The sequence below is a fragment of the Treponema bryantii NK4A124 genome (genome assembly GCF_000421345.1).
Taxonomy (GTDB): Bacteria; Spirochaetota; Spirochaetia; order Treponematales; family Treponemataceae; genus Treponema_D; species Treponema_D bryantii_B.
The window spans coordinates 238,064-261,403 of record NZ_ATWV01000001.1; the positions used below are offsets into that span (position 1 = coordinate 238,064).

Sequence of the window (23,340 nt, forward strand, 5' to 3'; positions counted from 1 at the left end):
AAATCCTTTCCAAAAAGTCTTTATATTTCTGTGAACAGTTCCCCTTGTATGGGACCTGTACTGCGCATACCCGGCATTTCTGTCAGAGCCACGCAAAAATCTTTATAATCTTTAATTACCGGAGCTCCTTCTTTCAAAAAGCGTTCCGGACAATTTTCCAGTTTAAACTTAGACACCCTGCCAGCAGCAAAATCTTTTTCAAGTCCGCTTTTTACAGTCTGCGAAATGCTTTCTGCTGCCGCTCCAAAAGCCACCTGATGAAAAAATACATCCCGGCCTTCTTCTAATGCAAAGTCTGCAGTTATTAAAGCCCCGCTTCCGTTTGGTGCCTCAATCACAACAGTAGCCTCAGACATACCGGCAACTATACGGTTTCGCGCAACAAAGTTCCGCTTCTGAGTCGGCGTTCCCGGAGCATATTCGCTTACCAGACAGCCCCCGCTTTGCAGAATCTGTGCCGCCAGTCTCTTGTTCTGATAAGGCACTATTTCGTCTATTGCACAAGGCAAAACTGCAATTGTCCGGGCAACCTCTGCAGACGACGCATGGTCATAATACGCATTTAGCGCTCCCTGATGAGCACAGGCATCTGCCCCGTAAGCAAGCCCGCTTACAACATTACAGCCGTCCATAACCGCATCGTAGGCAAAAGACTTTGCAGCCTCCCGCCCCGCAGTACTCAGCCTTCTTGTTCCTACAACAGAAAGACAGCGACCGCTAAGCAGATTTTCATTTCCCCTGACAAATAAAAGAAAAGGCGGATCTGCTATCTGTTTCAGGGCCTCAGGATAGAGCGGATTGTCATATAAAAGAATCTTTATTCCAAGTCTTTTACACTGAAACGCTTCGGCCTTTGCCATTCGCAGATTATCGCTGCCATTCCAGTAAGCCTTACTTACCTTCTGACATTGCAATAATTTATAAATGTCTTCTATAGACTGTAATGCAAGGGATTGCGGGTTGTCAAGATTTTTTAGCAATTTTATTTTCTGATTGAAGTCCAAAAAGGGAATTCTTGCTACAGAAAGGGTTAAAACCAGAGTTTCTTCAGTTTCATCAGTTAGTATATGCTGCATCTAAAACTGTTTTCTTGTTCTCCTCTGCGGTTGCTTTTTTCTCGGCGGATTTAGTGGTATTTATTATTTTATCATACATTTGGGCAGATTTGTCAAATTCATAATTTGAATAATATGCCCGGGCTAAAACAAACATAGCATCAATGTTTTTAGTATCTATTGTGAGAGCTTTTTCAAGGTGTGGAATTGCCTTTGCCGGCTCATCAAGTTCAAATACATAAAGAACGCCAAGTCCGTAGAGAGCACGAACATAGCGGTCTTCAATTTCAATTGCACGAAGATATGCTTCTTCTGCAAGTTTAAGGTAATTATATTTTACTTCTGTACTGCCACTGCCACCAAAATCCATTGCAGCATGCGACATATAGCCGGCACAAACGCCAACATAATAATAAAGATTCTGATTATTCGGATAATACTGTAAAGCCTGCTGAAAGCATTTCAGAGCCTCACCATACATTTTCTGATCTAAATATCGGGTTCCAAGGATTTTATACCAGATTCCAATCTGACTCTGAGCCAGCTGAATATCGGCTACTCTTTTCTGATATTTTTCTATGGCATCTTTTAGTTCTTCTACAGTTGTAGGGCTTTCTACACCTTCTTCCAGATGCTGCTGACGGATTATCTGTTTGTTAGAAACTTTACATGAGGTCAATGAGACAACCGCTAATAAAACTATAAGAAGAACTTTCTTCATTTTTTAGCTCCTATGAACTGTCATTCCGAACTTGTTTCGGAATCTTTTGTATAGATGCTGAAACAAGTTCAGCATGACTCTATTAATTCTGCATCGAAAAATACTTCTCATGTGCATCTTCGAGCTGCTTATCAGTTACATGAGTGTAAATTGTAGTCGTACTCAAATCACTGTGTCCAAGCAACTCCTGTACCGAACGCAAATCCGCTCCACCCTGCAGTAAATGTGTAGCAAAGGAATGCCTTAAAGTATGAACCTTTGCTTCAACCCCACTCAAGGCCTCCAGTTCCTGAAAGCGTTTCCAGACCCCTTTACGCGAAATTGGTTCGCCCCGGTAATTCACAAAGAGCTCAGCAACATTGCGGCCTTTTACAAGCTCCGGTCTTACCTCGTTCAGGTACAAAATGATTTTTTCATAAGCCCTGTCTCCAAAAGGAACAAGTCTTTCTTTATCACCTTTTCCATGAACAAGTATAAGCCTTTCATCCAGATGAAGATTTGCAATCTTAAGTGTACAAACTTCACTTATTCGAAGCCCGCAGGAATAAACAAGCTCAAACAGAGCATCATCCCTTTTTCCACTTAAAGTAGTCTTATCAATACTGTCTAAAAGTGCATCAATCTGCTCAACAGAAAGTACCTTTGGAAGATTACGGGCTGCCTTTGGTTTATCAAGCTCCAGGGCAACATTAGAATCCCACATTCCCTTTCGCTCAAGATATTCGCCCAAAGCCCGTAAGCCGGAAATATCCTTTGCAATTGTAAGCTCAGAACAACCTTCTTCTTTTCTCTTTATAATATAATACAATAAATTCTGAACGGAAACATCTTTTAATTTAATCCGTTCTTTTACAAGCCAGTTCAAAAATTCACCGGCCGAGATTTTATATGTAATTGCCGTCTGCTCTGAATCACGTTTTACCAGAAGTAAATCTGTATAAAACTGATTCAGCAGTATTTCAATTGTCATAGGCTGCCAGCAGTTTTTCTGCAGAAACTAGTCGTCCAGTCTGATTGTTCTGCTATACTCGCTCTTATTCCAGATAGCAGGTTTTGATAAATCATTAGAATCTGGAACAAATCCGGCCGGAGGAACAAAACTTCCCGCAGCAGCAGAAGCCTTATCCTCATCAAATATTCCGGCAACAAGAGAGCCCTTCTTTTCTGAAGAATCTGCCTCTTTAGAAACAGAATGAGAAGCAGCAAAAGAAGATGCAGAACTTGAAGCAGAAGAAGTCTGACCTGTATGAAGAATACTATTCATATCTGAAAGGCTGAAGGTATCATCTCTATGAACCTCAGGCTTTGCAGGTGTTTCTACCTTTTCTTCTGCAGGCTCTGCAGCAAGAGCCTTTCCAGAATCTTCAAAGCCTGTAGCAATTACAGTTACGCTGATTTTTCCTTCGAGCTCTGGCTGAGTAACCTGTCCCCAGAACATATTATAGTCTTTATCAGCAGAAGCAGAAACAATCTTACAGATTTCACCAACTTCGCTGAGAGTAATTTCTTCTGAAGCACAAATATTAACAAGAAGATTTTTTGCACCGTCAATTCTTGAGTTTTCAAGCATAGGGTTATGAATTGCATTGTAAGCAGCATCAGTTGCACGGTTTTCACCTTCACCAATACCAATTCCAAAGATTGCATTACCCTGACCTGCCATAGCGTTTTTAACATCAGCAAAGTCAGTATTTACATCACCAGGATTTGTAATGATATTTGAAATACCTTCTACACCCTGACAGAGAACTTCATCTGCCTTTCTGAAGGATTCTTTTACAGTAAGGTTTTTATCAATATTTTTGAAAAGCTGTTCGTTAGGGATAACAATGAGAGAGTCAACCTGTTCATGAAGTTTTTTAAGACCTTCCTGAGCCTGACGCATACGTACATTTCCTTCAAATTCAAAAGGAGTTGTAACAACGGCTACAGTAAGACATCCGAGTTCCTTGGCAATTCTTGCAACAACAGGAGCAGAACCAGTTCCTGTTCCACCACCCATACCGGCAGTAATAAATACCATGTCGGCACCACGAAGCTCATTTGTGATAAGTTCCTTATCTTCTTCTGCAGCCTGCTCGCCTACTTCTGGTTTACCGCCGGCTCCAAGACCTTTAGTAACCTTCTGACCAATAGCAAGCTTAGTTGGCGCACGTGAACGGCCAAGTGCCTGTAAGTCGGTATTCAAAACGATGAAGTCTACATTGCTGAGTTCGCGGAAAATCATTCTGTTTACAGCGTTAGAACCGCCGCCACCACAGCCTACAACTTTAATTACAGTTGGGCTGCCGCCAGAGTTTTCTGCCTCATAGCCAGTCTCATCGTCTACAATTGAAATGCCAAGATTTCCCATATTTCCTCCCACTCAAACTCCGCAGCAGCGGTAGTTCAAAACGCTTCCCCAAGCGTACACTTTTTCAAGTGATTTTAGTGTTTTAATTATACAACATCAGAACAAGGATTTAAATATCTTTTTCAGAACGCTCTCACCCTTCTGTTTTTCTTTTCTTACAGGACGGGCTTTTGCTCTTCGGCCTTTATCTTTTCCACTTGCAAGAGATTTATTTGCAAGCACAAGACCAATAACTGTAGCAAAATCAGGTCGTCTGTAATCCTCTTCTATACCACCAAGACTTTCCGGAACTCCAAGTCTGACAGATGTAGTGTGGAAGACTTTCTGTGCAAGGTCAATTACACCTTCCATCATAGCCCCGCCACCAGTAAGAATAATATTACCTGAAAGTTCTTTTATTGAATCGCCCGTATTCTTTCTGAGAGCAACCTTTACCATTGTAAAAATCTGCTCAACACGAGCCTGAATAATCTGTGTAAGCTGAGAACGCTTCATTACCTCTGGAGCACGTCCTCCAACACCAGGCAAAACTACATCAAAATCATTTTCCGGTGTAATTCCTTCTGCCCAGCAGCAACCACTTTTTACCTTAATTTCTTCAGCGGCTGCAGTAGAAATACCTGCAACTACAGAAATATCATTTGTAACAAGATTTCCGCCTACAGGGATTGAAAAAGTTCCTATTGGAGCTCCCTTAAGAAGCAGAAGAACATCAGTTGTACCGGCACCCATATCAATCAAAATGGAACCAAGCTCCATTTCATCCTGATGGCAAACCGACTGAGTCTGTGCAAGAGTTTTCAGCATAACGCCGTCGAGAATATAATCTGAACGGGAAATGCATGAACGGATATTCTGAATGATTGTTTTAGCAGCAGTTACAATATGAACCTCTGCTTCAAGGCGGGTACCCATTCTGTGAATAGGGTCTGTAATTCCGCCAATTCCATCAACTATATAATTCTGTGGAATAACATGAAGCTTTTCGCGGTCATCAGGAACCTTGATTGCAGTAGCGCATTCAATTACACGTTCAACATCAGCACGTGAAATTTCTTTGGTGGATTTATTTGCGCTTGAAACAGGTACTGTTCCGCGTGAGTTTTGGCTTTCAATCTGAGAACCGCCGATTGCAGTAATTACAGAATCTACAGTTGTTCCGGCATTCTGCTCTGCAGCATCTATAGTTTCTTTGATGGCATTTTTGGCATCTTCAATATTTACAATAACACCATTACGAAGTCCGGCTGATTTTCTTGATGCAGTTCCGGCAATGCGGATATTTCCTGTATCAGGATCTATCTCTCCAATTGCCACACGAATCATACTTGTACCAATATCAAGTCCGACTACTTTACCTTCTGCCATTTTCTAAATAACCTCTGAATTATCTTGTGATGTAGGAAACAGAACCATATCGCAAATCAACAGCAGCAACCTCATCAGTTCCAATCTGATTTACTACATCAAGCACTACTAGCATATACTTTAATGCGTCTTCATTCAAGGCACGGTCGGTAAGAACTTTTACTTTTGACTGTGACGGAATAAGTGCAAGCTCATAGTTGCCTGAATCCTTAGGAAGTACACAAATTTCTGAAAGGCTGGCAAAATAATGCTGTGGAAGCTCGCTGATTTTTGAAATCTGATCAATAAGTGGTCTGTATTTTGAAGGAATTCTCATTCCCTTTGACATATATTCAACAGGAAGGCCAGAAACAATTGGAAGAACAGCTTCTGCGGCAGGATTATTTTTTCCAGGAAAGAGCACACCGTTTTTATCAATCTGAACAGGCTTTGTACTGCCCTTATCCATTACAAAAGTAACAGCAACAGGTTCGCGTTCTGAAACATTTACAAAGATTTTATCCGGAAATCTTTTTTCTACAACTACATGATCTATCCCTGCTTCAGAAGAAAGAATGGCTACAGCCTGGTCTACATCAAAATCAAACCAGCTTGTTGAATTCATAGGAAGAAGAAGCCGCGCAATTTCTTCTGCAGTATAGTCCTTCTGTCCGGTTACTGTAACCTTTGGGCTAGAGAAGCTAGGCATTACATACTTGTAAATTACCAGTTCACACAAAAGTGCAAAACAAAGTACACAGAAAATTGTCTTGATAAATTTGATTTTCTTTTCTGTTTTTCCTTCAGCGGTTGAATCCATATCCTCTGAAAGAAAATAATCATTTTCAAGATACTCTTCTGCTACTAACAAACTCACATCACTCATTTTCTTTATCCACCTTTTTTATAAGTAAGAAAGTGACTCTATATTAATTTCGTCATTTTCTGTTACTTTTTCATCTATTTTTTCGCAGCGTGAAGCATTTACAATAAAGCCGCACATAGCGAGAGTTACAATAATTGAGGTTCCTCCCAGAGAGAAGAAAGGAAGGTTAATACCTGTTGTCGGAAGTAATCCGCAGACAACCATTGTATTAACAAGTGACTGCAGAACAATTGCAGAAACACAGCCAAAGGTTGCAAGGGAACTGAACTTATCCGGATTATTAAATGCTGCTTTATATCCTCTGTATGCAAAATAAACAAGAAGAACAAAATACAGCACAACACCGATATAGCCCATAGCCTCTGCCCAGCCGGCAAAAATATAGTCTGCCTGAACTTCCGGAATACTATTGATTTTAGAAAGTCCGGCACCAATACCGCTTCCCCATACACCACCGGCACTTATTGCCCTTTTAGCATTAAGGCTCTGATAGTTAATTGTAGAACTAAAATCATCCGGACTAATCCAGCCAATAAGACGCTGAAGTCTATAAGGATTAAGTGTAATCATTAAAAAGCCAGCAGGAATTGCAAGAAGTGCAAATGGGAAAATCCACAAAAGCTTTGCTCCGGAAACAAAGAACAAAAGAATTCCAATCAGCATAATAAATACACCAGATGAAAAATCCTTTTGAGCAAATACGATTCCGGCAAACACAACAAGGAATATTACACAAGGGAATACAGTCTTTTCTTCCGGATCAAGAAGCTTATCCTGCTTATCAAAATAATTAGCAAGGAAAAGAACAAGTGCAAATTTAACGAGCTCTGACGGCTGGAAAGAAAAATTACCTGGAAGTCTGATCCAGCGTCGGGCACCATTTTTAGTAATTGATATGCCAGGAATAAAAGTAAGCAGACATAAAACTATGGTTGCTATTACAATTAAGCCCACAAATTTTCTGACATATTTCATATCTGTAACAGCAAAGCCTGCAAAAAGAACAAAGCCTACTGCAGAACACAAGAGCTGTCTCTTTACAAAATAAATTGGGTCGCCGAATGCTCTAAGTGCAAAGTTCTGGGAACAAACATAAAGTGTAAAAATTCCCAAACCCCATAAAAGAAGAATAGAAGCGAGTAACCAGATGTCAACTTTATTATATTTCTGCGAAGGTTTATTCGCATAGAAAGTAAACTGGTTCATTCTTAACAAGCCTCCCCTTCACTTCCACAAAGAAGCGGTACAAGTTTTTCAAGCTGCATAGAATGAGAACCCTTTAATAAAATTACATCATTTTCATCTGCCTGCAAATTAATATCTGCTGCAATAGCTTCAAAGTTTTTATCATTTGATTCTTCAAACCATTTTACACTGATATTATCTTTAGCCTCAGCAAACTTTTCGGCTGCCTTCATTTCAGGTCCAACAAGATAAACCAGTTCAGGACCAACCTCGCAGATACAACGACCAATTGCTTCATGAGATTTTGCAGATTCTGCGCCAAGCTCTTTCATATCAGCAAGAACAAAAATCTTTTTTCCTACATTCTTAAGCTGGCCACAGAAATCAATTACCTTCATCATTGAATCAAGGTTAGCGTTATAGCAGTCTTTAATAAGAACAACTTTTTTACCGTTAGTCAGCTTACACTCTTTTACTTCCATACGGCCGGCAAGAGAGGCAACAGACTCAAGTCCCTTTTTAATATCGCTTGACGGAATACCAATTTGCTTTGCGCAGGCAATTACAGAAAGTGCGTTCAGATAATTATAGCTTCCAGAAAGAGGAAGATGAACAGAAAGTCCGTCGAGTTCAAAGTCTGTACCAAAAAGACCTTTATCTTCTACAAAACAAACTCCGCTGATTTCTGCCGGAACATTGCGGCCAAACTTTACAACTTTACCACGAACTCCCTCTGTACAAAAATCTGCAAAAGGATCATCTGCGCCAACAACAGCAGCCCCATTCTCAGGAATATAAGCAAAAGACTTTCTTTTTTCGCAGGCAATGTTTTCCTGGCTTCCAAGAATTCCAATATGTGCAGTTCCGATATTTGTAATGATTCCGTAGCGGGATTTAAGAACCTTAGAGATTTCACCAATCTCATTTACCCGGTTCATTCCCATTTCAAAGATTCCAATCTTTTCATCACCACGAATCTTAAACACAGACAGAGGAAGTCCAGTTTCTGAATTAAGATTTCCATAGGTATAGGCAACTGCTTCAGTTCCAAAATGAGCTTTTGCAACGCTTACCATCATTTCTTTGGTTGTAGTTTTTCCGCTTGAACCAGTAATGCTTACGCGAATCATATTACCGCATTTTTTAGTAACATAAGCTTCTGCGGCGTCCTGCAAAGCATAGAGAGTATTTTCAACAAGAAGGAAACAAACGCCTGCATATTTTTCAGCAAGCTGATTATAATGTTCAGTCTTGCTTTCATATTCAGATTCATTAATCAAAATAACAGAAGCCTTTTTAGCAAGAACATCCTCAATATATTTATGTCCATTCTGGAACTCACCCATAAGAGGAACAAACATACAAGGCTTATCAGCAGAAACATTGCGGCTATCTGTCTGAACGTCGTTAAATAAACAATCAGCAGAGCCAAGCTGTCTGCCCTTAACTGCGGCTAAAAGCTCTTCTTTTGTAAGCAGGCTTTCCATTACTTTCTCTCTCCCGTCATTTCAACTCTCACTATATCCTCAGTTTCAGCCTTGTGCATTCCAAGTTCTTCCACTGCAATCTTTTCAATTCTATCTGCACTGGAAAGCACTGCAATATCACTTACCAGTTTTTTATTCTCCTCTATCAGGCGTTCCTGTTTGCGTTCAAGCTCCTTAATCTCAGAAGTAAGGGCTGTATAACGGCGTGCCTGAGCTGCATAAAGGCAAAGCACAAAAGGAATAGCAAGCACAAATACACAGAAGAAAAATTTTACAATAAAATCTTTAAATCCACGTTTCATAAATTAAAAACCTGTCACTCCATCCAGATGATATTCTGTATCATTCTTAATCTTTCTGATTACCCTGAGTTTTGCAGAACGGGAAGGAGAATTAACCTTAACCTCTTCTGCTGTTGGTACTATTGGCTTACGTGTAATAAGTTCAGCACAGGCAGAACCGCCGCAACGGCACACTGCAACTTCCGGAGGACAAACACACTGCTTACCAAGATTGCGGAAATAATTTTTCACAATGCGGTCTTCCAGAGAATGAAAGGTAATAACTCCCATTTTGCCGCCTTCCTTAAGACAACCAAATGCATCGTGAAGAGCTTTTGGAAGTCGCTTAAGTTCACCGTTTACGGCAATGCGAAGAGCCTGGAAAGTTCTGGTTGCCGGATGAATATTACCATAACGGTAATTTGCAGGCACAGCATTCCAGATAATTTCTGCAAGAGCCTTAGAGGATTCAATACAGCCACCATTGCGGGCTTCTACAATTGCGCGTGCAATACGACGGCTTAATTTTTCTTCGCCATATAAATAGATTAAATCAGCAAGTTTTTCTTCAGGTAAATCATTAACTAAATCGGCAGCTGACTGACCTTCAGATGAATTAAGTCTCATATCCAGTTTTTCGTCATAACGGAAAGAAAAACCTCGTTCAGACTTTTCATAATGAAAAACCGAAATACCCAGATCAAAAAGAATTATATTCGGACGCTCATATTCAGATGGATAATTTGCATAGAAATCCTGGAACCAACCGTTGTAAAAATGCACTCGGTCGCCAAACTCAGCAAGTCTCTCGCGGGCACGGGCCTGTATAACCTTATCAGCATCAAGACCAATTACAGAAAGAGACGGATACTTTTTCAAAAAATTGTAAGTATGGCCACCCTCACCCAGTGTTGAATCAATCATCAGCGCATTTGCTTCAAAAGATTCTCCAAGAGGAGAAAGATATTCCAGACACTCATTTAATAAAACCGGAGTGTGTACGATTTCCACTTTTTAATCCCACCTAATTTTAAAAAGTTTTTAGAAATTAATGTCGTTAAATTCCTCAGCTGCATCACGGAAATCACTCTCCGATTCTGCAAGATAGTCTTTATAAGTCTGTGAATCCCAAAGCTCCATATACTTTGCAATTCCAAGAACAACACAGTCCTTTGAAAGATTCGCATACTCCCTCAGACTTTGAGGAATGGAAAGCCTGCCGTTCTTGTCAAATTCCACCGGCTGTGCTGGTGCAATAAAATGACGAACAACATTCAGGCTTCTGCTTTTCATCATAGATGCATTACTCATAAGCTTGGTTTGAAAAGCATCCCATTCTTCAGTAGTAAAAAGCCATAAGCAGCGATCTAAACCCTTGGTAACCATAACTACGTTTTGATTTACGGCGGTTCTCAATTTTACAGGAAACGAGACACGGCCCTTTTCATCAATCGTATTATTGTATTCACCAGTTAACAGATTCATACCCACTTACAACCACTTTTTACCACTTTTTCCCACTTAACTACCATTTTATACCAAAAATTCCTAAAGTCAATGCTTTTTTTTACCGATAAATGAAAAAATTTTTTGATTTTTTTAATTTTACTTATACGGTTAAATACTATACTTTTTGACACACTGTATATGGCGTTTTCCACATTAAATGAAAGCAAACTACACAATTCTCTGAAAATCCTTTATCAGGAACTTTACGAAGGTCAGACCGAAGTGGAACAGGACGGACATATTTATGATATTGTCACTAAAAATGGGAATATAATCGAAATCCAGACAAAAAATCTTGCAAAACTGCTTCCAAAGATTCTGGACACCATTGAGAAAGGTCACAATGTAAAATTAGTACACCCTGTTCCGCTGACAACAAGAATAGAATTAAAAGATGATGACGGAAAAATCATATCAAAGAGAAAAAGTCCCAAAAAAGGAAGCATATACAGCATTTTCCGGGAACTTACAGGCATTTATCCCCTGCTGACAAATCCTCATTTTTCTCTTGAAGTAGTTGAAATAGAAATGACTGAAGAAAGAATTCGGACTGATCAACCGGTGCAATCAAAAAACGGCCGTCGCCGCTTCCGCCGCAACTGGCAGAAAACCGGAAAAAGACTGGATACAATCATTAATACAAGACGTTTTTCAAAGCCAGCTGATTACCTTTCTTTACTGCCACCATTACCCCAGTCTTTCAGTGCCGCAGACCTTAAAAAAGCAATCAGTGATCAGAAAGACCTTCCGACAAGAGCCGCATCCAATGCACATCTTATTTTATGGGTACTCTCCCACGCCGGATTAATCGAACAGACAGAAACAAGGGGCCGCTCAAAATACTACAAGGTGGTTTCGATACAACGCTGACGCGTCTACTCAACCACCGTTGGTTAAGTACACACAAAACAGTCAGGCTCCGGTGGTTGAGTAGCCACGAAGTGGCGTATCGAAACCACAAAAAAAAGACCGTTCCATCTGGAACGGTCTTTCTTTTGCATGATTAAAGGCTTTTACTACCAGTTATCAGCCATATCATCTTCGTCGTGGTTTTCCATATCATAGAGGTCTGTAACTGCACGAAGGTCATCAAAGTACATATAGTATGTACCGCGAGCCTGCATTGGATTACAATCTACACGGAAACCAAGAATCTTAAGACCTGGCTTATCACCATAGTATGCAGAACTCTGAACAATACCATGTTCTCCATCTGGACTAGGTGGAACTACACAAATAAGCTTCTTCCATCCAGAGAAACCAAGACTTCCCATGTAAAGCTCAAAGTTACGTCCGAAATAATCCTGAACAAGAGCATACAACTCGTGATCCTGGTTACGTCCACAAACCCATACAGAAAGAGTTTTTGTTGTTCCTTCAATTGCAAGTGGACGACCTGATTTAATTGTAAATGAGTTCTTACCACGGCGGAAGAAATCTACTCTTACACCAAGAACCATCTGGTCTTCATCTTCTTTACCCTCATCTTCTGGAAGAGGTTCCTTCATAGCAGGATTACCTTCAAAAAGACGGCTGGTAATAACACCATCATCTGCAGACATATGAACGTTCCATGAACCTTCACGTTCAAACTTATCTACAGAAACTTCGCGCAATGCAGACTCAGCTGAATCGGCACCTACGTTTTCAGGATTAGGCTCCTGAAGGCTTGAATTCTGTGCAAAAACCAAACCAGCAGCGAGCACAGCAAGAATACTAAAAGTTACAAGCTTTTTCATTTTGCATCTGCCTCCGAAACTTCATCTGAATCCGAACTATCGCCGAAATCAACATCATTCAACTCATAGCCATCGTAAATCAAAGAAAGTGAATTTGAAGTGTATTTAATCTGATCAAAGTAAACTACAAAGTTATCTACATATTCCTCAGCATCTGAACGGATTCTGAATCCTACAAATGTGAGGTTTTCAGGACCTGATCGAAGATGTGAAGACTGCTGAATCCAGCCAGGAATATTAACTATAATATTTTTCCAGCCATGGAATGAAAGACTTCCTGCAGGAAGAACTTTTACAGTTCCAAGAGCATCGCGAACCATTACTTCAAGGTAGTAGTTATAACCTGCTCCCCAAATCCAGAAATCCATCTGAGAAACAATACCTACAAAAGGAATTTCAAATGATTTACCATCTGCTGTAGGATAAACTTCAAACCAGTTGTCTCCCTTGCGCTTAAAAGCAGTTTTTACGCCAAATACCTTAAATTCCTTGTCTTCACCCTTGTGAAGTTGTTTCAAAGAATTAGGAACACCTTCAAAATATCCGGTTTTTGGATAACCGTCAGCAATAAAGCGGCTTGAACCTACTTCCCAATCCCAGCTGTACTGCTTTCCATTGTACATATAATTCTGCGAACCGGCAGAATCAAAATCATCCAATACAAATGTCTCAATGCTGCGTGAATTAGGCTGGGCAAATACCGGCAAACCTATTACAAACAGACATGCAAGACCAATAAGAACTTTAAGTTCCCTTTTCATGCAAAACTCCTTGAAACTTTTATCAAACCGATAAAAAGATTGATACTCTTAATATATCGGCAATCTAAGTCAATTTTATAACTCTTTCAATTATATTTCCTATATTATTCTTTGTCAAACGAAATTCTAGGTTTTCTCCCCCACGTCATTGCGAGCGAAGTCTCCCGTCATTGCGAGCAAAGCGAAGCAATCTATATTCTTATTGAATAAATAATAATTTTATTCTATTATTTACATCAAAGAAATCTCAGGCATTGTTTGTCTGAAAAAGGATGTTAATTATGGCTAACATTATTAGTTACAAAGATCTCGGCCTCGTAAACACACGTGATATGTTTGCAAAGGCTATGAAAGGCGGATATGCTATTCCAGCATATAACTTCAATAATATGGAACAGATGCAGGCTATCATCATGGCTTGTGTTGAGACAAAATCTCCTGTTGTTCTCCAGGTTTCAAAGGGAGCACGCGCTTACGCTAACGCAAATATCCTCCGCAATATGGCTCGTGGTGCTGTTGAATATGCTCACGAACTCGGATGTGATATTCCTATCGCTCTTCACCTTGACCACGGTCCAAACTTCGAAGTAGCTAAGGATTGTATCGACAACGGATTCTCATCTGTAATGATCGACGGTTCTTCACTTCCTTACGATGAGAACGTAGCACTCACAAAGAAGGTTGTAGAGTATGCTCACCAGTTCGACGTAACTGTAGAAGCAGAGCTCGGAGTTCTCGGTGGTGTAGAAGAGGATGTTTCTGCTGAAGAATCTAAGTACACAAAACCAGAAGAAGTAATCGACTTTACATCAAAGACTGGTTGTGACTCACTTGCAATTTCTATCGGAACTTCACACGGACGCTGTAAGTTCACTCCAGAGCAGTGCACACGCCGCGAAGATGGAACTCTCGTTCCACCTCCACTGGCATTCGATGTTCTCGAAGCTATCGAAAAGCAGCTCCCAGGTTTCCCAATCGTACTTCACGGATCTTCTTCAGTTCCACAGATTTACGTTAAAGAAATCGAAAAATACGGCGGAAAGATTCCTAACTCTGTAGGCATCCCAGAAGAACAGCTCCGCAAGGCTGCTAAGTCTGCTGTATGTAAGATCAACGTAGACTCAGACGGACGTCTTGCTATGACAGCTGCTATCCGTAAGCACCTTGTTGAGCATCCAGAGGACTTCGACCCACGTCAGTACCTCACAGACGCTCGTGCAGAACTCGTAAAGATGTATGCAGACAAGAATAGAAATGTCTTTGGATCTGCTGGTCACGCTTTAGACTAGTTCTTTATAACGGTGGTTGAGTGATGCGAAGCATCGTATCGAAACCACCATAAAAAAAAGACTTCGTTTCAAGTAACGAAGTCTTTTTTTTATGCCCTAATAATAGTCATTACAAGGCTGAAAGCCGAAGCAATCTATTTTACCGTCAACACACCAAAGCGGCTCAGAATAAAAAGCACCGGCAAGGCCGCACTGTAAACTCCGCTTAGTACAAGAAGCAGAAAATAATTCATATCCAGAATATACATACCTTCCAATAAAGACGGAACTACAACACTTACAAGTCCTATAATTATCCAGACTGCAGAAAAAACATATTTTTTGTTTTTAATAGTTTTTTCTATATGCTTTGCACTTAGAGCTAATGAAAATATCATAACTACAAAGAGCACAGGTTTTACTATAAGAGGAAATGTTGTATACAGTCCTTCTGAAGTAGAAATAATTGTATATGGCAGATATAGCATGTAAAAAGAAATCAAAAGCGGAAAGAAGGCTTCAACTTTGTAAGAGATTTTATCCTTTGACCAGGCAAAAAAGATTCCGTATACAAGTACTACAGGAAGCAGTGTCTGGCGCACCAGCAGGAACATTACGTTGCTCTCGAAAGAATAAGGAATGATTCTGTGCGAATACAAAAAGAAGGCTTTAAAACCGCAGACAAGGACAGCCGCTACGGCGCCTGTAATGATTACGGGGATTAAATGCGGATCTTTTTTATAAAAGCACCAGGCTGTAAGAATCAAAGGAAGCAGCAAAAACATAAAAAGATACATAGTAAAAAAATACAGTTTAGAGCACTTTTAATCAACCTTTACTTTGCACGAATGCGCAGTATGCTCGCCCTGCCCTCCACAGTTATTTTTTCGCCAGGTTTTACGGCATAAATTTCTTCTGCAAGAATCTTTTTGCCAATCTGTTCTCCGGCCCCGCGGATTACAGCCTTGTCTTCACTAAGAATATACAAAAGCTGAACATCTGCCGCGCCCTTATCATCACCAGAGCAGTACATGCTCCAGCCGCCTTTTACATCAATACGCTCTATAGAAAAATACTTACATTCGAATATGCCTGGGAAAGGTGCGACAGGCTGCATTTCTTCTCGTTTAATTACTGCAAGCCCTTTTTCAATGTGAACTTCACGTCCACGCCCCCAGTCATAAAGACGGTAGGTAAGATCGCAGGACTGCTGAACCTCCATAAGACGAAGTCCGCCACCAATAGCATGCACTGTACCAGCCGGAATATAAACAAAGTCACCAGGCTTTACATTTACAAAATCAAGGTACTGCTCAAGATTGTTTTCTGTAATTGCCTTTGCCAGGACTTCGTTTGAATAGCCTTCCTTTATTCCATATACAAGCTTTGCGTCAGGAGCGGCATCAAGCACATACCAGCACTCAGTTTTTCCCCGGTTACCAGGACCTTCAAGTTTCACAGCCCAGTCATCATCCGGATGTACCTGAATGGAAAGAGTATCATCAGCCTGAATTACTTTAACAAGAAGCGGATATTCGCCACCGCAGAAGTCCATAAATTCCTTCTGGCAGCCGTTTGGATGAGTCGAAGCAATCCAGAGCTCATAGCCCCAGATTTTGTCTGATTTAATAGGATTTAATTTTAACATTTTTTTGTCCAGTAGAGATTGTCCGGTCAAGCCGGACAATGACAGCTTTGTCATGTTCGGGCTTGACCCGGACATCTAGTTCTCCCACAATTTTTCCGGATAATAACCATCACGGATTTTTTTAGCGATTTCGTCTTTTACAAGCTGGCGGTCTTCCGGATATGTCATACCAAACCAGGTTTCAGAAGAATTGAAGAACTTAATAAGTCCCTTACCGTGTGCAATAATATCACTGGCTGCAACAGGAAGAAGAGCTTCTGCCTTAGGAGACTTAGAATTATTTGCAATAAAGTTATCCCAGTAAACATGGAACTCTTCAAAAGCTTTAGGACTGAAACCAAAGAGGTTCATACTTACCCATTCTTTTCCAGTAAAGATTTTTTTCTCTCCGTCCGCCATTTCGCTGATTACCTGATCATTTTCACCGTAGTAAATCTTAAGATTTTCAACGATGTTTACAAGCTTTTCATCAGCAACTGTGCAGACTCCACGGCTTACAGAACCAGAACGGCTCATTGTATTTCCAAGGATATAGCCTACCATTGCATGCTCTGTACAGTCATTATCAATTGAAGAAAGATATTTTCCCAGTACTTCAAAAGCCTGACGGCCATAATAATCATCAGAATTGATTACAGCAAATGGTGCATTAATTGCTTTTTCTGCACACAAAACAGCATGAGTTGTTCCCCAAGGCTTTTGGCGGCCTTCGCTGTCCTTAAGCTGCTGGTCTGTTAAAAGACTTTCGTGCTGCTGGAATACATATTCTGCATCAAAGTTGCGTGCAATGCGGTCAAAAAGGCGCTCGCGAAAAGCCTCTTCAATATCTTTACGGATGATAAAAACAACCTTTCCAAAGCCGCTTTTCATTGCATCATAAGTTGCAAAATCAAGTAAACATTCGTCATGAAGGCCTACTCCATCTATCTGTTTTACTCCACCATAACGGCTGCCCATACCGGCTGCGAGAACTAATAATGTTGGTTTCATTTAATTACCTCTGTTTCATGTCATTGTTGCACGAGTTTGCTTCGCAAACATCGCAGGGCTTGACCCGACAATCTATGCAATAATAGTTTCAAGAGCAAGCTTCATCATATCTTTAAAGGTTGTCTGACGCTCTTCTGCTGTTGTAGCAGTTCCCTTAAGAATATGGTCACTTACTGTAAGTATTGTCAGAGCCTTTCTGTTAAACTCTGCTGCAAGAGTATAAAGCTCGGCAGATTCCATTTCAATACCTTTTGCTCCATATTTTTTCCAGAGCTTCCAGTTTTCGTTGTCATCATAAAAACGATCGCTTGAAACACACTGGCCGACTACAGTTTTAAGGCCCATTTCTTTTGCTTTATTATATGCTGTGTACAACAAACCAAAATCAGGTACTGGAGCATAATGAAGCATTCCAAATCTCTGATTCTGAAGTGAAGAATCAGTGCAGGCTCCGTTTGCAAGAATAACATCGCGTAACTCTACATCTTCACTAACCGCGCCACATGTTCCTACACGAATTGCCTTCTGAACTCCATAGCAGTCAAAAAGCTCATGTACATAGATTGAAAGTGACGGCTGGCCCATACCGGTTCCCTGAACAGAAACCTTTACGCCCTTGTAGGTTCCAGTAAAACCTAACATACCACGTACTTCATTATAGCATACCGGATTTTCAAGAAAATTCTCAGCAATAAATTTAGCCCTTAAGGGGTCACCAGGAAGCAGGATTTTATCTGCAATTGCTCCTTGGGGAGCGTTAATATGTGTACTCATATTTTTATTATAATTGAAAAATAAAATAAAGCAAATATATATACCCCACCTGAAGAAAAAAAGGCAGCGCCCAACGAGGGTGATGTTGTTCGCTACCTTTTTTTCTTCAGGTGGGTCAAGTGTTCTATTTTATTTTTCAGTTATAAAAACATGATTCCAAATATTGCGCCGCAGATTATTACAAGAATTGGATGGGCTTTTAACTTAAAAAGCATAAAGGTGAAAACTGCGTAGCCGGCGATTGGAATCGGGTTGAAAAGTGACTTCCAGCCTTCCAGAGTTGTCAGGGCAGAAAAAGATTCCGGGGGATTAATCAGGGTGAACATTATTACCTGAATAACAGGAACCAGAATGAGGCCTGTGGTTACCGGTCGCAGGAAAGCCAGAGAACCTTTTACAAAAGGATTATCGTTAAAGCTTTTCAAAAAGCGGGCAATAATCAGAATTATTATGATTGAAGGAAGAACCTGGGCGCCAGTAACAATAAGGGCTCCAGGAACGCCATAAAGCTCATAACCAATATAGGTTGCCATATTGATTCCGATAGGCCCGGGCGTACTTTCTGATATTGCTATCATATTGTAAAACTGCTCCTGAGAAATAAGGCCTGCAGAAACAATAGACTGCTGCATAAGAGTAATAGCTACCTGACCACCGCCTATTGTAAATAAACCTATATAGAAGAAGGTAAAAGCAAGCTGTAAAAGTGACATTATTCTTCCTCCTTCGAAGCAGAGGCTTCATCAGAGACCTCTCTGGCAGCAAGCCTTTTCTGTCTATACAGTGTAAGGAGACTTCCTGTTACAAGAGCTGCAATAATAATCCACACAGACTGTACCTTGAAAAAATAAATCAGAACAAAGGAAAGCAGCATAAAGAAAGCATTCCAGACATTTTTAATTGTTTTTTTAGAAAATTTAACAATTACGCTGGTAAGCAAGGCTGCAACCGCAACATTAATTCCCCTAAGGGCCTTCTGTGCCAGCGGATACTTATCTACCGAAGAAATTGCACCAGCCAGCAGCATTATAATTACCCAGGATGGAGTTACAACACCAAGAGTACCTATAATACCACCAAACCAGCCAAGTCTTTTATAACCTACAAAAGTCGCTACATTTACTGCGATAATTCCTGGAGTGCTCTGCCCTATGGCAAAATAATCAATCAGTTCTTCTTCTGTAACCCAGCCGCGCTTCTCAATAAGTTCCCGCTGCATAATGGGCATCATGGCAAGACCTCCGCCAAAGGTAAAGGCGCCTATTTTTACAAAAGCAAGATAAAGCTTAATAAACTCCTTTATTTTGTTTTTCATTTTCTAACCTCTAATAACTTATTACTTATAGAAAGCTGCACACAAGTCCCCGTCGGCTTATTCTGTTTAATTACAAAAGCCGCTCCAATCTGATTAGCTCTGTACTGCATAGAATTTAAGCCCAGCCCCTTCCCGGTGTCTTCAGAATTATTCACAAAACCAACTCCATCATCAATAACCCTGATTACTGTTTTTTTACCTTCATCCTTTACGCTTACTTCTACATTCTTTGCCTTTGAATGCTTCATAATATTATGCAGGGCTTCCTGAATAATTCGGAAAATATTTAGTTTCTGGGTTTTATCAAAATGAACTCCCTTAGGAACTCCCCACTCATAATTACAGTTGATTCCGGATTGCGCCGCAAAGGAATTACAAAGATTACTTAAACTGTGATTCATACCAAGGCTTTCAAGTTCTACCGGATAAGAGTTATGGGCATACTGACGGGTCGTCTGCAGAGTTTCTCCAATCAGCTGGGCAAGTTCAAGCATCTGAGCCTTTCCAACAGGCTCTGCCTGATTTGAATAGCTTCTGCACAGCATTGAGATTCCCGCAAGGCGCTGGCAGATATCATCATGTAAATCATTACTAAAGCGCTGTCGCTCCAGTTCACTGATTTTTAAAACCTCTGCCTCAACCTCCATACGGCGGTTATTTGCTTCTACAAGCTCTTTTGTACGTTCATTAACTTCACGTTCAAGGAATTCAGAATGCTTACGACGTTCTTCTGCAATTGTAATACGGTTTAAGCCATGTGCAATATTGATTGCAATAGAACTTAAATAAGGAAGAACATTTTCATCGGCCTCGTAAAAAATACAACCTATTAATTCATTACCCGCATAAAGATTTTTAAGAATCATAGAGGGCTTAGAATCAGGATCAATTTCATAAAAGCGGCGGTAAAACTGACCTAGAGGCATTCGCATCTCCCGGTCAAATTCATAACATTCGTTACCACTACGTCGTACGAACAAAGGATCCACAGGAAAGTTTTTCGGATGTCCGCTTTTTGTCTTATCCCCCGAAAATCTCAGAATACAAAAATTGTTCAAACCAAGCTGATTCAGATTCTGTCTGACTACATAATTTAAAGCTCCGAAGGTTTGTCCGTAATTCAAGTCCTGACCAATATGGCTTACCATTCTAAGCAGAGTTTCCGACTGAACATAATTTGCCTGCATTGCACGGAACTGTTCTTCATCTGAAGCAAAATCATCCTTACCACCTTTACAGCCGCAGGATTTTCTATATACAACCCGGGATTCAATAAAGTTTTCATCTGCAACATTTTTACCTTCAATCACTTCTTCTATAAGTTCAAGCGACTTGACACCAATTTCATTTAAGGGCTGATGAACAGTTGTAAGAGATGGGATCTCAAATCGTGCCTGAGGAATATCATCAAAACCAGTTACCGCACATTCTTTAATTTCCGGATTCTTACTGTGTATCTTAAAATATTTATAAACACCAATTGCCATGTTATCGTTAGCACAAACAACAACATCCGGAGACTTTTTGTATTCCTCCATATATTCATTCATAGCACGAATGGCTGCAACTTCAGTAAAGTAACCTCGCTTTAATACATATTTCAAATCTGCAAACCAGGGCCTGTAGGCTTCCATAGTTTTAATAAATATCTGCTCTCGAACCTCTGCATCCGGATGATCTTCTGCACCACTGATAAAAAGAAATTGTCTGTAGTTATGGGTAAGAATCAGGTGTTCAACAAGCTGCTTCATTGAATCTTCGGTCTCAATAAGAACTGAGGGAATGCCTTCTATTTTCTGACCTACAGATACAACCGGCAGTTTACCCCAGACACGTTCTACATCAGCCCTTGAAACAAATTCTGCATTTCCTGTAATAACAGAGGTAATAAGAATAATACCGTCCAGATCGAAATACTCTTTGTGAGGAAAACGGGAAATAGGCTCATCTTCCGTAATGTGGGCATTTTCCTGCTGAAAACAAATTAACTCTATGCCCCTCTTCTGGGCTTCCTGGACAATTCCTTTGTAAACCGAGATTTGATATTCTTCATCAAGAATATTTAAAACTACACCAATTCTCATACAATTATTATACATTTATTTTGCAAAATATGATATTATATAAGTATGAGTTGCAATGTTATTATTATTGATGATCATCCTCTTTTTAGCCGCGGACTTTCACAGTTAATCGAGACACAAAAAGATTACAAAGTTATTGGTTTGGCAAAAGACAGAAACGAAGCCTTAACTCTCCTCGACAACACCACACCAGATCTTGCCATTGTAGATTTAAACCTTGGACAGGAAGATGGACTGGAGCTTATTAAAGACATCATAGTAATTCATCCACAGACAAAGATTCTTGTACTCTCCATGCATGATGAGCGTTTTTATGCCGAAAGAGCAATTAAAGCCGGAGCAAAAGGCTACATTATGAAGGAAGAGGCCGAATCTCAGGTTATCAATGCAATAAAAACCGTTACCAGCGGCGAAATTTATCTTAGCGAAAATGAAAAAAACAGAATCAAAGAACTTTCTCAGGGAAGCCCGGATTCTGGAGAACTTTCAGATTTGATAAGCACTCTTTCAGATCGTCAGCTCCAGATTTTTACCCTTGTTGGCAAAGGTCTTGGCACTGTTGAAATTGCAAAAAGGCTGAACCTCAGCATTAAGACCATAGACACTCACAAAGAGAATATAAAAGGTAAATTGCATTGTGCATCATCTGCAGAACTAAGGCAAATGGCTATTGAATGGACCAATAAAGCAATATAGTTTTTTGTATGAAAATTTTTATTTATTCTCCCCAAAGGGAAATAAGTCAAATAATTTCAGATCATCTTACTGGTAAAACAAATCATTGCATTGTCTTTGAAAAACTGGACGATTTATCTTCATTAATACGAAGTATGGATAAAGGTCCGGATCTCCTCGTTCTTGATTACCTCACTTATAATCACGAGCTTTTTAATGTTTATGCCTATCTGAAAAAGATAAACAAAAGATTCCCGGTTATTTTTTATAATGACCCTTGTCTTACCAGAAGTACGCGAACAGCCCACTGGCTGACAATTCTTGAATTAACTCAGGCCAGTTACGAAAAAAAAGATTTCAGCATGTATGAGCCTGTTTTCCAGAATCTTGAAGAACTGATTACATCAAAAGAACTGTCCCCTTACATTTCTGTTTTACAACCACCAAAACCTGTTCCATATTCAATGATAAAGGATAAATATACTTTACAGTATTTAAAAGACAGATCTGATGATTGTATAAGCACCTTCCGGGAAAGAAATAATCTTCCAAATAACCTTTTTTATCTGCTTTCATTATTGCAGAAGCATAAAGATACGCCTTTAAAATTATCCGGACTTATAGAATTATATCATCTGGATGGAAAGAAGATTTCTGAAAAATCACTTAAGGTTTTATTATCAAAACTAAAAAGTCTTATCCGTGCAGATAAAGAATGCAGCTTTTTAATTCATCAGGATAATGGAACATTTCGTTTTATAAGATATAAATACTAAAAAAAAAGCGACGGTATTAATAACCGTCGCCTCGTAAAAAACAGGAAGGCCTACTGAAGAACCTTAGCAATGCGTTCAAGAACCTTTTTGCGGTCAAGAGGTTTGATAATGTAACTCTTTGCACCTGTCATAAGAGACTTCTTTACAAGCTCCTCTTTTCCAAGAGCAGAAACCATTACAACCTTTGCATTCTTATCAAAAGCCATAATCTGTTCAAGAGCTGTAATACCATCCATCTTAGGCATTGTAATATCCATAGTAACAAGGTCTACATTCGGGCAGAGTTCCTTATATTTATCTACGCCTTCTTTTCCATCAGCGGCAGTTGCAACAATCTCATATCCTTCGCTTGAAAGAATCTGTCCGAGCTGTTTTGCAACGAACATTGAGTCGTCAACAACTAATACTCTGAAGGAAGTTCCGTCGTCTTTTCTACCCTCTGGTGGACGCTCATTAATTGTTGGAAAATCATTTGCAGTTTTCATT

The 23,340-nt window shown here is 40.0% G+C and carries 25 protein-coding genes; 4 read left to right on the forward strand and 21 right to left on the reverse strand.

Going from position 1 to position 23,340, the window contains the following annotated elements:
- Positions 1 to 20: 20 nt before the first annotated feature.
- From dprA to mraZ, 11 genes are all read right to left on the reverse strand, one after another.
- Positions 21 to 1,076 carry a DNA-processing protein DprA gene (gene dprA / locus G626_RS14915; protein ID WP_022930931.1) on the reverse strand — a complete coding sequence of 352 codons (1,056 nt, stop codon included), beginning with the start codon at positions 1,074 to 1,076 and terminating at the stop codon, positions 21 to 23.
- Positions 1,057 to 1,776 carry a tetratricopeptide repeat protein gene (locus G626_RS0101010; protein ID WP_022930932.1) on the reverse strand — a complete coding sequence of 240 codons (720 nt, stop codon included), beginning with the start codon at positions 1,774 to 1,776 and terminating at the stop codon, positions 1,057 to 1,059. The genes dprA and G626_RS0101010 overlap by 20 nt, the downstream gene beginning before the upstream one ends.
- Before the next feature lie 82 nt (positions 1,777 to 1,858).
- Positions 1,859 to 2,746, reverse strand: coding sequence for a tyrosine recombinase (locus G626_RS0101015; protein WP_022930933.1), 888 nt, complete (start codon positions 2,744 to 2,746; stop codon positions 1,859 to 1,861).
- A gap of 27 nt (positions 2,747 to 2,773) precedes the next feature.
- Positions 2,774 to 4,129: a cell division protein FtsZ gene (gene ftsZ / locus G626_RS0101020; protein ID WP_022930934.1), complete on the reverse strand. Its 1,356-nt coding sequence runs from the start codon at positions 4,127 to 4,129 to the stop codon at positions 2,774 to 2,776.
- A 96-nt stretch (positions 4,130 to 4,225) separates the two neighbouring features.
- Positions 4,226 to 5,497, reverse strand: coding sequence for a cell division protein FtsA (ftsA, locus tag G626_RS0101025; protein ID WP_022930935.1), 1,272 nt, complete (start codon positions 5,495 to 5,497; stop codon positions 4,226 to 4,228).
- A gap of 19 nt (positions 5,498 to 5,516) precedes the next feature.
- The gene (locus tag G626_RS0101030; RefSeq protein ID WP_022930936.1) at positions 5,517 to 6,362 is read right to left on the reverse strand and encodes a cell division protein FtsQ/DivIB; all 846 of its coding nucleotides are present in this window, start codon (positions 6,360 to 6,362) and stop codon (positions 5,517 to 5,519) included.
- A gap of 18 nt (positions 6,363 to 6,380) precedes the next feature.
- Positions 6,381 to 7,568, reverse strand: a complete 1,188-nt coding sequence (locus G626_RS0101035) for an FtsW/RodA/SpoVE family cell cycle protein (RefSeq protein ID WP_022930937.1) — start codon at positions 7,566 to 7,568, stop codon at positions 6,381 to 6,383.
- Between the two features lie 2 nt (positions 7,569 to 7,570).
- Positions 7,571 to 9,034, reverse strand: coding sequence for a UDP-N-acetylmuramoyl-tripeptide--D-alanyl-D-alanine ligase (locus tag G626_RS0101040; RefSeq protein ID WP_022930938.1), 1,464 nt, complete (start codon positions 9,032 to 9,034; stop codon positions 7,571 to 7,573).
- Positions 9,034 to 9,336, reverse strand: a complete 303-nt coding sequence (locus G626_RS0101045; RefSeq protein WP_022930939.1) for a cell division protein FtsL — start codon at positions 9,334 to 9,336, stop codon at positions 9,034 to 9,036. Before G626_RS0101045 ends, G626_RS0101040 begins: the two co-directional genes overlap by 1 nt.
- A gap of 3 nt (positions 9,337 to 9,339) precedes the next feature.
- A complete protein-coding gene (rsmH, locus tag G626_RS0101050) occupies positions 9,340 to 10,326 on the reverse strand; it encodes a 16S rRNA (cytosine(1402)-N(4))-methyltransferase RsmH (RefSeq protein ID WP_022930940.1) in 987 nt (328 codons plus the stop codon).
- Positions 10,327 to 10,356: 30 nt separating this feature from the next.
- Positions 10,357 to 10,800 (reverse strand): division/cell wall cluster transcriptional repressor MraZ, encoded by a 444-nt coding sequence (mraZ, locus tag G626_RS0101055; RefSeq protein ID WP_022930941.1) that lies wholly within the window; start codon positions 10,798 to 10,800, stop codon positions 10,357 to 10,359.
- Between the two features lie 162 nt (positions 10,801 to 10,962).
- Between mraZ and G626_RS0101060 the strand changes: the two genes are divergently transcribed.
- A complete protein-coding gene (locus tag G626_RS0101060) occupies positions 10,963 to 11,694 on the forward strand; it encodes a hypothetical protein (RefSeq protein ID WP_022930943.1) in 732 nt (243 codons plus the stop codon).
- A gap of 146 nt (positions 11,695 to 11,840) precedes the next feature.
- On the opposite strand, the gene G626_RS0101065 is transcribed toward G626_RS0101060, so the two are convergent.
- Together G626_RS0101065 and G626_RS0101070 are read right to left on the reverse strand one after the other, a co-directional pair.
- The gene (locus tag G626_RS0101065) at positions 11,841 to 12,563 is read right to left on the reverse strand and encodes a flagellar filament outer layer protein FlaA (RefSeq protein ID WP_022930944.1); all 723 of its coding nucleotides are present in this window, start codon (positions 12,561 to 12,563) and stop codon (positions 11,841 to 11,843) included.
- Positions 12,560 to 13,324, reverse strand: a complete 765-nt coding sequence (locus tag G626_RS0101070) for a flagellar filament outer layer protein FlaA (RefSeq protein ID WP_022930945.1) — start codon at positions 13,322 to 13,324, stop codon at positions 12,560 to 12,562. Before G626_RS0101070 ends, G626_RS0101065 begins: the two co-directional genes overlap by 4 nt.
- 290 nt (positions 13,325 to 13,614) lie before the next feature.
- On the opposite strand from G626_RS0101070, the gene G626_RS0101075 reads away from it, so the two are divergent.
- On the forward strand, positions 13,615 to 14,613 hold the full coding sequence (locus G626_RS0101075; protein ID WP_027726903.1) for a class II fructose-bisphosphate aldolase: 999 nt from the start codon (positions 13,615 to 13,617) through the stop codon (positions 14,611 to 14,613).
- A gap of 134 nt (positions 14,614 to 14,747) precedes the next feature.
- Here the strand turns inward: G626_RS0101075 and G626_RS0101080 are convergent, their stop codons facing one another.
- From G626_RS0101080 to G626_RS0101110, 7 genes are all read right to left on the reverse strand, one after another.
- Positions 14,748 to 15,389, reverse strand: coding sequence for a hypothetical protein (locus G626_RS0101080; protein ID WP_022930947.1), 642 nt, complete (start codon positions 15,387 to 15,389; stop codon positions 14,748 to 14,750).
- Positions 15,390 to 15,427: 38 nt separating this feature from the next.
- Positions 15,428 to 16,240 carry a type I phosphomannose isomerase catalytic subunit gene (locus G626_RS0101085; protein ID WP_027726904.1) on the reverse strand — a complete coding sequence of 271 codons (813 nt, stop codon included), beginning with the start codon at positions 16,238 to 16,240 and terminating at the stop codon, positions 15,428 to 15,430.
- A 75-nt stretch (positions 16,241 to 16,315) separates the two neighbouring features.
- Positions 16,316 to 17,230, reverse strand: a complete 915-nt coding sequence (locus G626_RS0101090) for a glycosyltransferase family protein (RefSeq protein ID WP_022930949.1) — start codon at positions 17,228 to 17,230, stop codon at positions 16,316 to 16,318.
- Between the two features lie 72 nt (positions 17,231 to 17,302).
- On the reverse strand, positions 17,303 to 18,004 hold the full coding sequence (gene deoD / locus G626_RS0101095; RefSeq protein WP_022930950.1) for a purine-nucleoside phosphorylase: 702 nt from the start codon (positions 18,002 to 18,004) through the stop codon (positions 17,303 to 17,305).
- Between the two features lie 140 nt (positions 18,005 to 18,144).
- Entirely contained in the window at positions 18,145 to 18,717 is a 573-nt protein-coding gene (locus tag G626_RS0101100; protein ID WP_022930951.1) for a chromate transporter, read from the reverse strand.
- A complete protein-coding gene (locus G626_RS0101105; protein ID WP_022930952.1) occupies positions 18,717 to 19,319 on the reverse strand; it encodes a chromate transporter in 603 nt (200 codons plus the stop codon). The genes G626_RS0101100 and G626_RS0101105 overlap by 1 nt, the downstream gene beginning before the upstream one ends.
- Positions 19,316 to 21,403 carry a substrate-binding domain-containing protein gene (locus G626_RS0101110; RefSeq protein WP_022930953.1) on the reverse strand — a complete coding sequence of 696 codons (2,088 nt, stop codon included), beginning with the start codon at positions 21,401 to 21,403 and terminating at the stop codon, positions 19,316 to 19,318. The genes G626_RS0101105 and G626_RS0101110 overlap by 4 nt, the downstream gene beginning before the upstream one ends.
- Positions 21,404 to 21,448: 45 nt before the next feature.
- On the opposite strand from G626_RS0101110, the gene G626_RS0101115 reads away from it, so the two are divergent.
- Positions 21,449 to 22,099, forward strand: a complete 651-nt coding sequence (locus G626_RS0101115) for a response regulator transcription factor (RefSeq protein WP_022930954.1) — start codon at positions 21,449 to 21,451, stop codon at positions 22,097 to 22,099.
- Between the two features lie 8 nt (positions 22,100 to 22,107).
- Entirely contained in the window at positions 22,108 to 22,854 is a 747-nt protein-coding gene (locus tag G626_RS0101120; protein ID WP_156003125.1) for a hypothetical protein, read from the forward strand.
- Between the two features lie 50 nt (positions 22,855 to 22,904).
- Here G626_RS0101120 and G626_RS0101125 read toward each other — a convergent pair whose 3' ends face one another.
- Complete coding sequence (locus tag G626_RS0101125; protein ID WP_022930956.1) at positions 22,905 to 23,339, reverse strand: response regulator; 435 nt, start codon at positions 23,337 to 23,339, stop codon at positions 22,905 to 22,907.
- Position 23,340 lies beyond the last annotated feature (1 nt).

Coding starts and splice junctions, on each gene's coding strand:
- G626_RS0101090 (WP_022930949.1), bottom strand. CDS start 17,230: ATGAAACCAACATTATTAGTTCTCGCAGCCGGTATGGGCAGCCGTTAT.
- G626_RS0101035 (WP_022930937.1), bottom strand. CDS start 7,568: ATGAACCAGTTTACTTTCTATGCGAATAAACCTTCGCAGAAATATAAT.
- G626_RS0101065 (WP_022930944.1), bottom strand. CDS start 12,563: ATGAAAAAGCTTGTAACTTTTAGTATTCTTGCTGTGCTCGCTGCTGGT.
- G626_RS0101070 (WP_022930945.1), bottom strand. CDS start 13,324: ATGAAAAGGGAACTTAAAGTTCTTATTGGTCTTGCATGTCTGTTTGTA.
- G626_RS0101060 (WP_022930943.1), top strand. CDS start 10,963: ATGGCGTTTTCCACATTAAATGAAAGCAAACTACACAATTCTCTGAAA.
- G626_RS0101120 (WP_156003125.1), top strand. CDS start 22,108: ATGAAAATTTTTATTTATTCTCCCCAAAGGGAAATAAGTCAAATAATT.
- G626_RS0101030 (WP_022930936.1), bottom strand. CDS start 6,362: ATGAGTGATGTGAGTTTGTTAGTAGCAGAAGAGTATCTTGAAAATGAT.
- G626_RS0101110 (WP_022930953.1), bottom strand. CDS start 21,403: ATGAGAATTGGTGTAGTTTTAAATATTCTTGATGAAGAATATCAAATC.
- deoD (WP_022930950.1), bottom strand. CDS start 18,004: ATGAGTACACATATTAACGCTCCCCAAGGAGCAATTGCAGATAAAATC.
- G626_RS0101080 (WP_022930947.1), bottom strand. CDS start 15,389: ATGTATCTTTTTATGTTTTTGCTGCTTCCTTTGATTCTTACAGCCTGG.
- G626_RS0101040 (WP_022930938.1), bottom strand. CDS start 9,034: ATGGAAAGCCTGCTTACAAAAGAAGAGCTTTTAGCCGCAGTTAAGGGC.
- G626_RS0101115 (WP_022930954.1), top strand. CDS start 21,449: ATGAGTTGCAATGTTATTATTATTGATGATCATCCTCTTTTTAGCCGC.
- G626_RS0101125 (WP_022930956.1), bottom strand. CDS start 23,339: ATGAAAACTGCAAATGATTTTCCAACAATTAATGAGCGTCCACCAGAG.
- mraZ (WP_022930941.1), bottom strand. CDS start 10,800: ATGAATCTGTTAACTGGTGAATACAATAATACGATTGATGAAAAGGGC.
- ftsZ (WP_022930934.1), bottom strand. CDS start 4,129: ATGGGAAATCTTGGCATTTCAATTGTAGACGATGAGACTGGCTATGAG.
- G626_RS0101010 (WP_022930932.1), bottom strand. CDS start 1,776: ATGAAGAAAGTTCTTCTTATAGTTTTATTAGCGGTTGTCTCATTGACC.
- G626_RS0101045 (WP_022930939.1), bottom strand. CDS start 9,336: ATGAAACGTGGATTTAAAGATTTTATTGTAAAATTTTTCTTCTGTGTA.
- G626_RS0101100 (WP_022930951.1), bottom strand. CDS start 18,717: ATGTCACTTTTACAGCTTGCTTTTACCTTCTTCTATATAGGTTTATTT.
- G626_RS0101105 (WP_022930952.1), bottom strand. CDS start 19,319: ATGAAAAACAAAATAAAGGAGTTTATTAAGCTTTATCTTGCTTTTGTA.
- dprA (WP_022930931.1), bottom strand. CDS start 1,076: ATGCAGCATATACTAACTGATGAAACTGAAGAAACTCTGGTTTTAACC.
- G626_RS0101015 (WP_022930933.1), bottom strand. CDS start 2,746: ATGACAATTGAAATACTGCTGAATCAGTTTTATACAGATTTACTTCTG.
- ftsA (WP_022930935.1), bottom strand. CDS start 5,497: ATGGCAGAAGGTAAAGTAGTCGGACTTGATATTGGTACAAGTATGATT.
- G626_RS0101085 (WP_027726904.1), bottom strand. CDS start 16,240: ATGTTAAAATTAAATCCTATTAAATCAGACAAAATCTGGGGCTATGAG.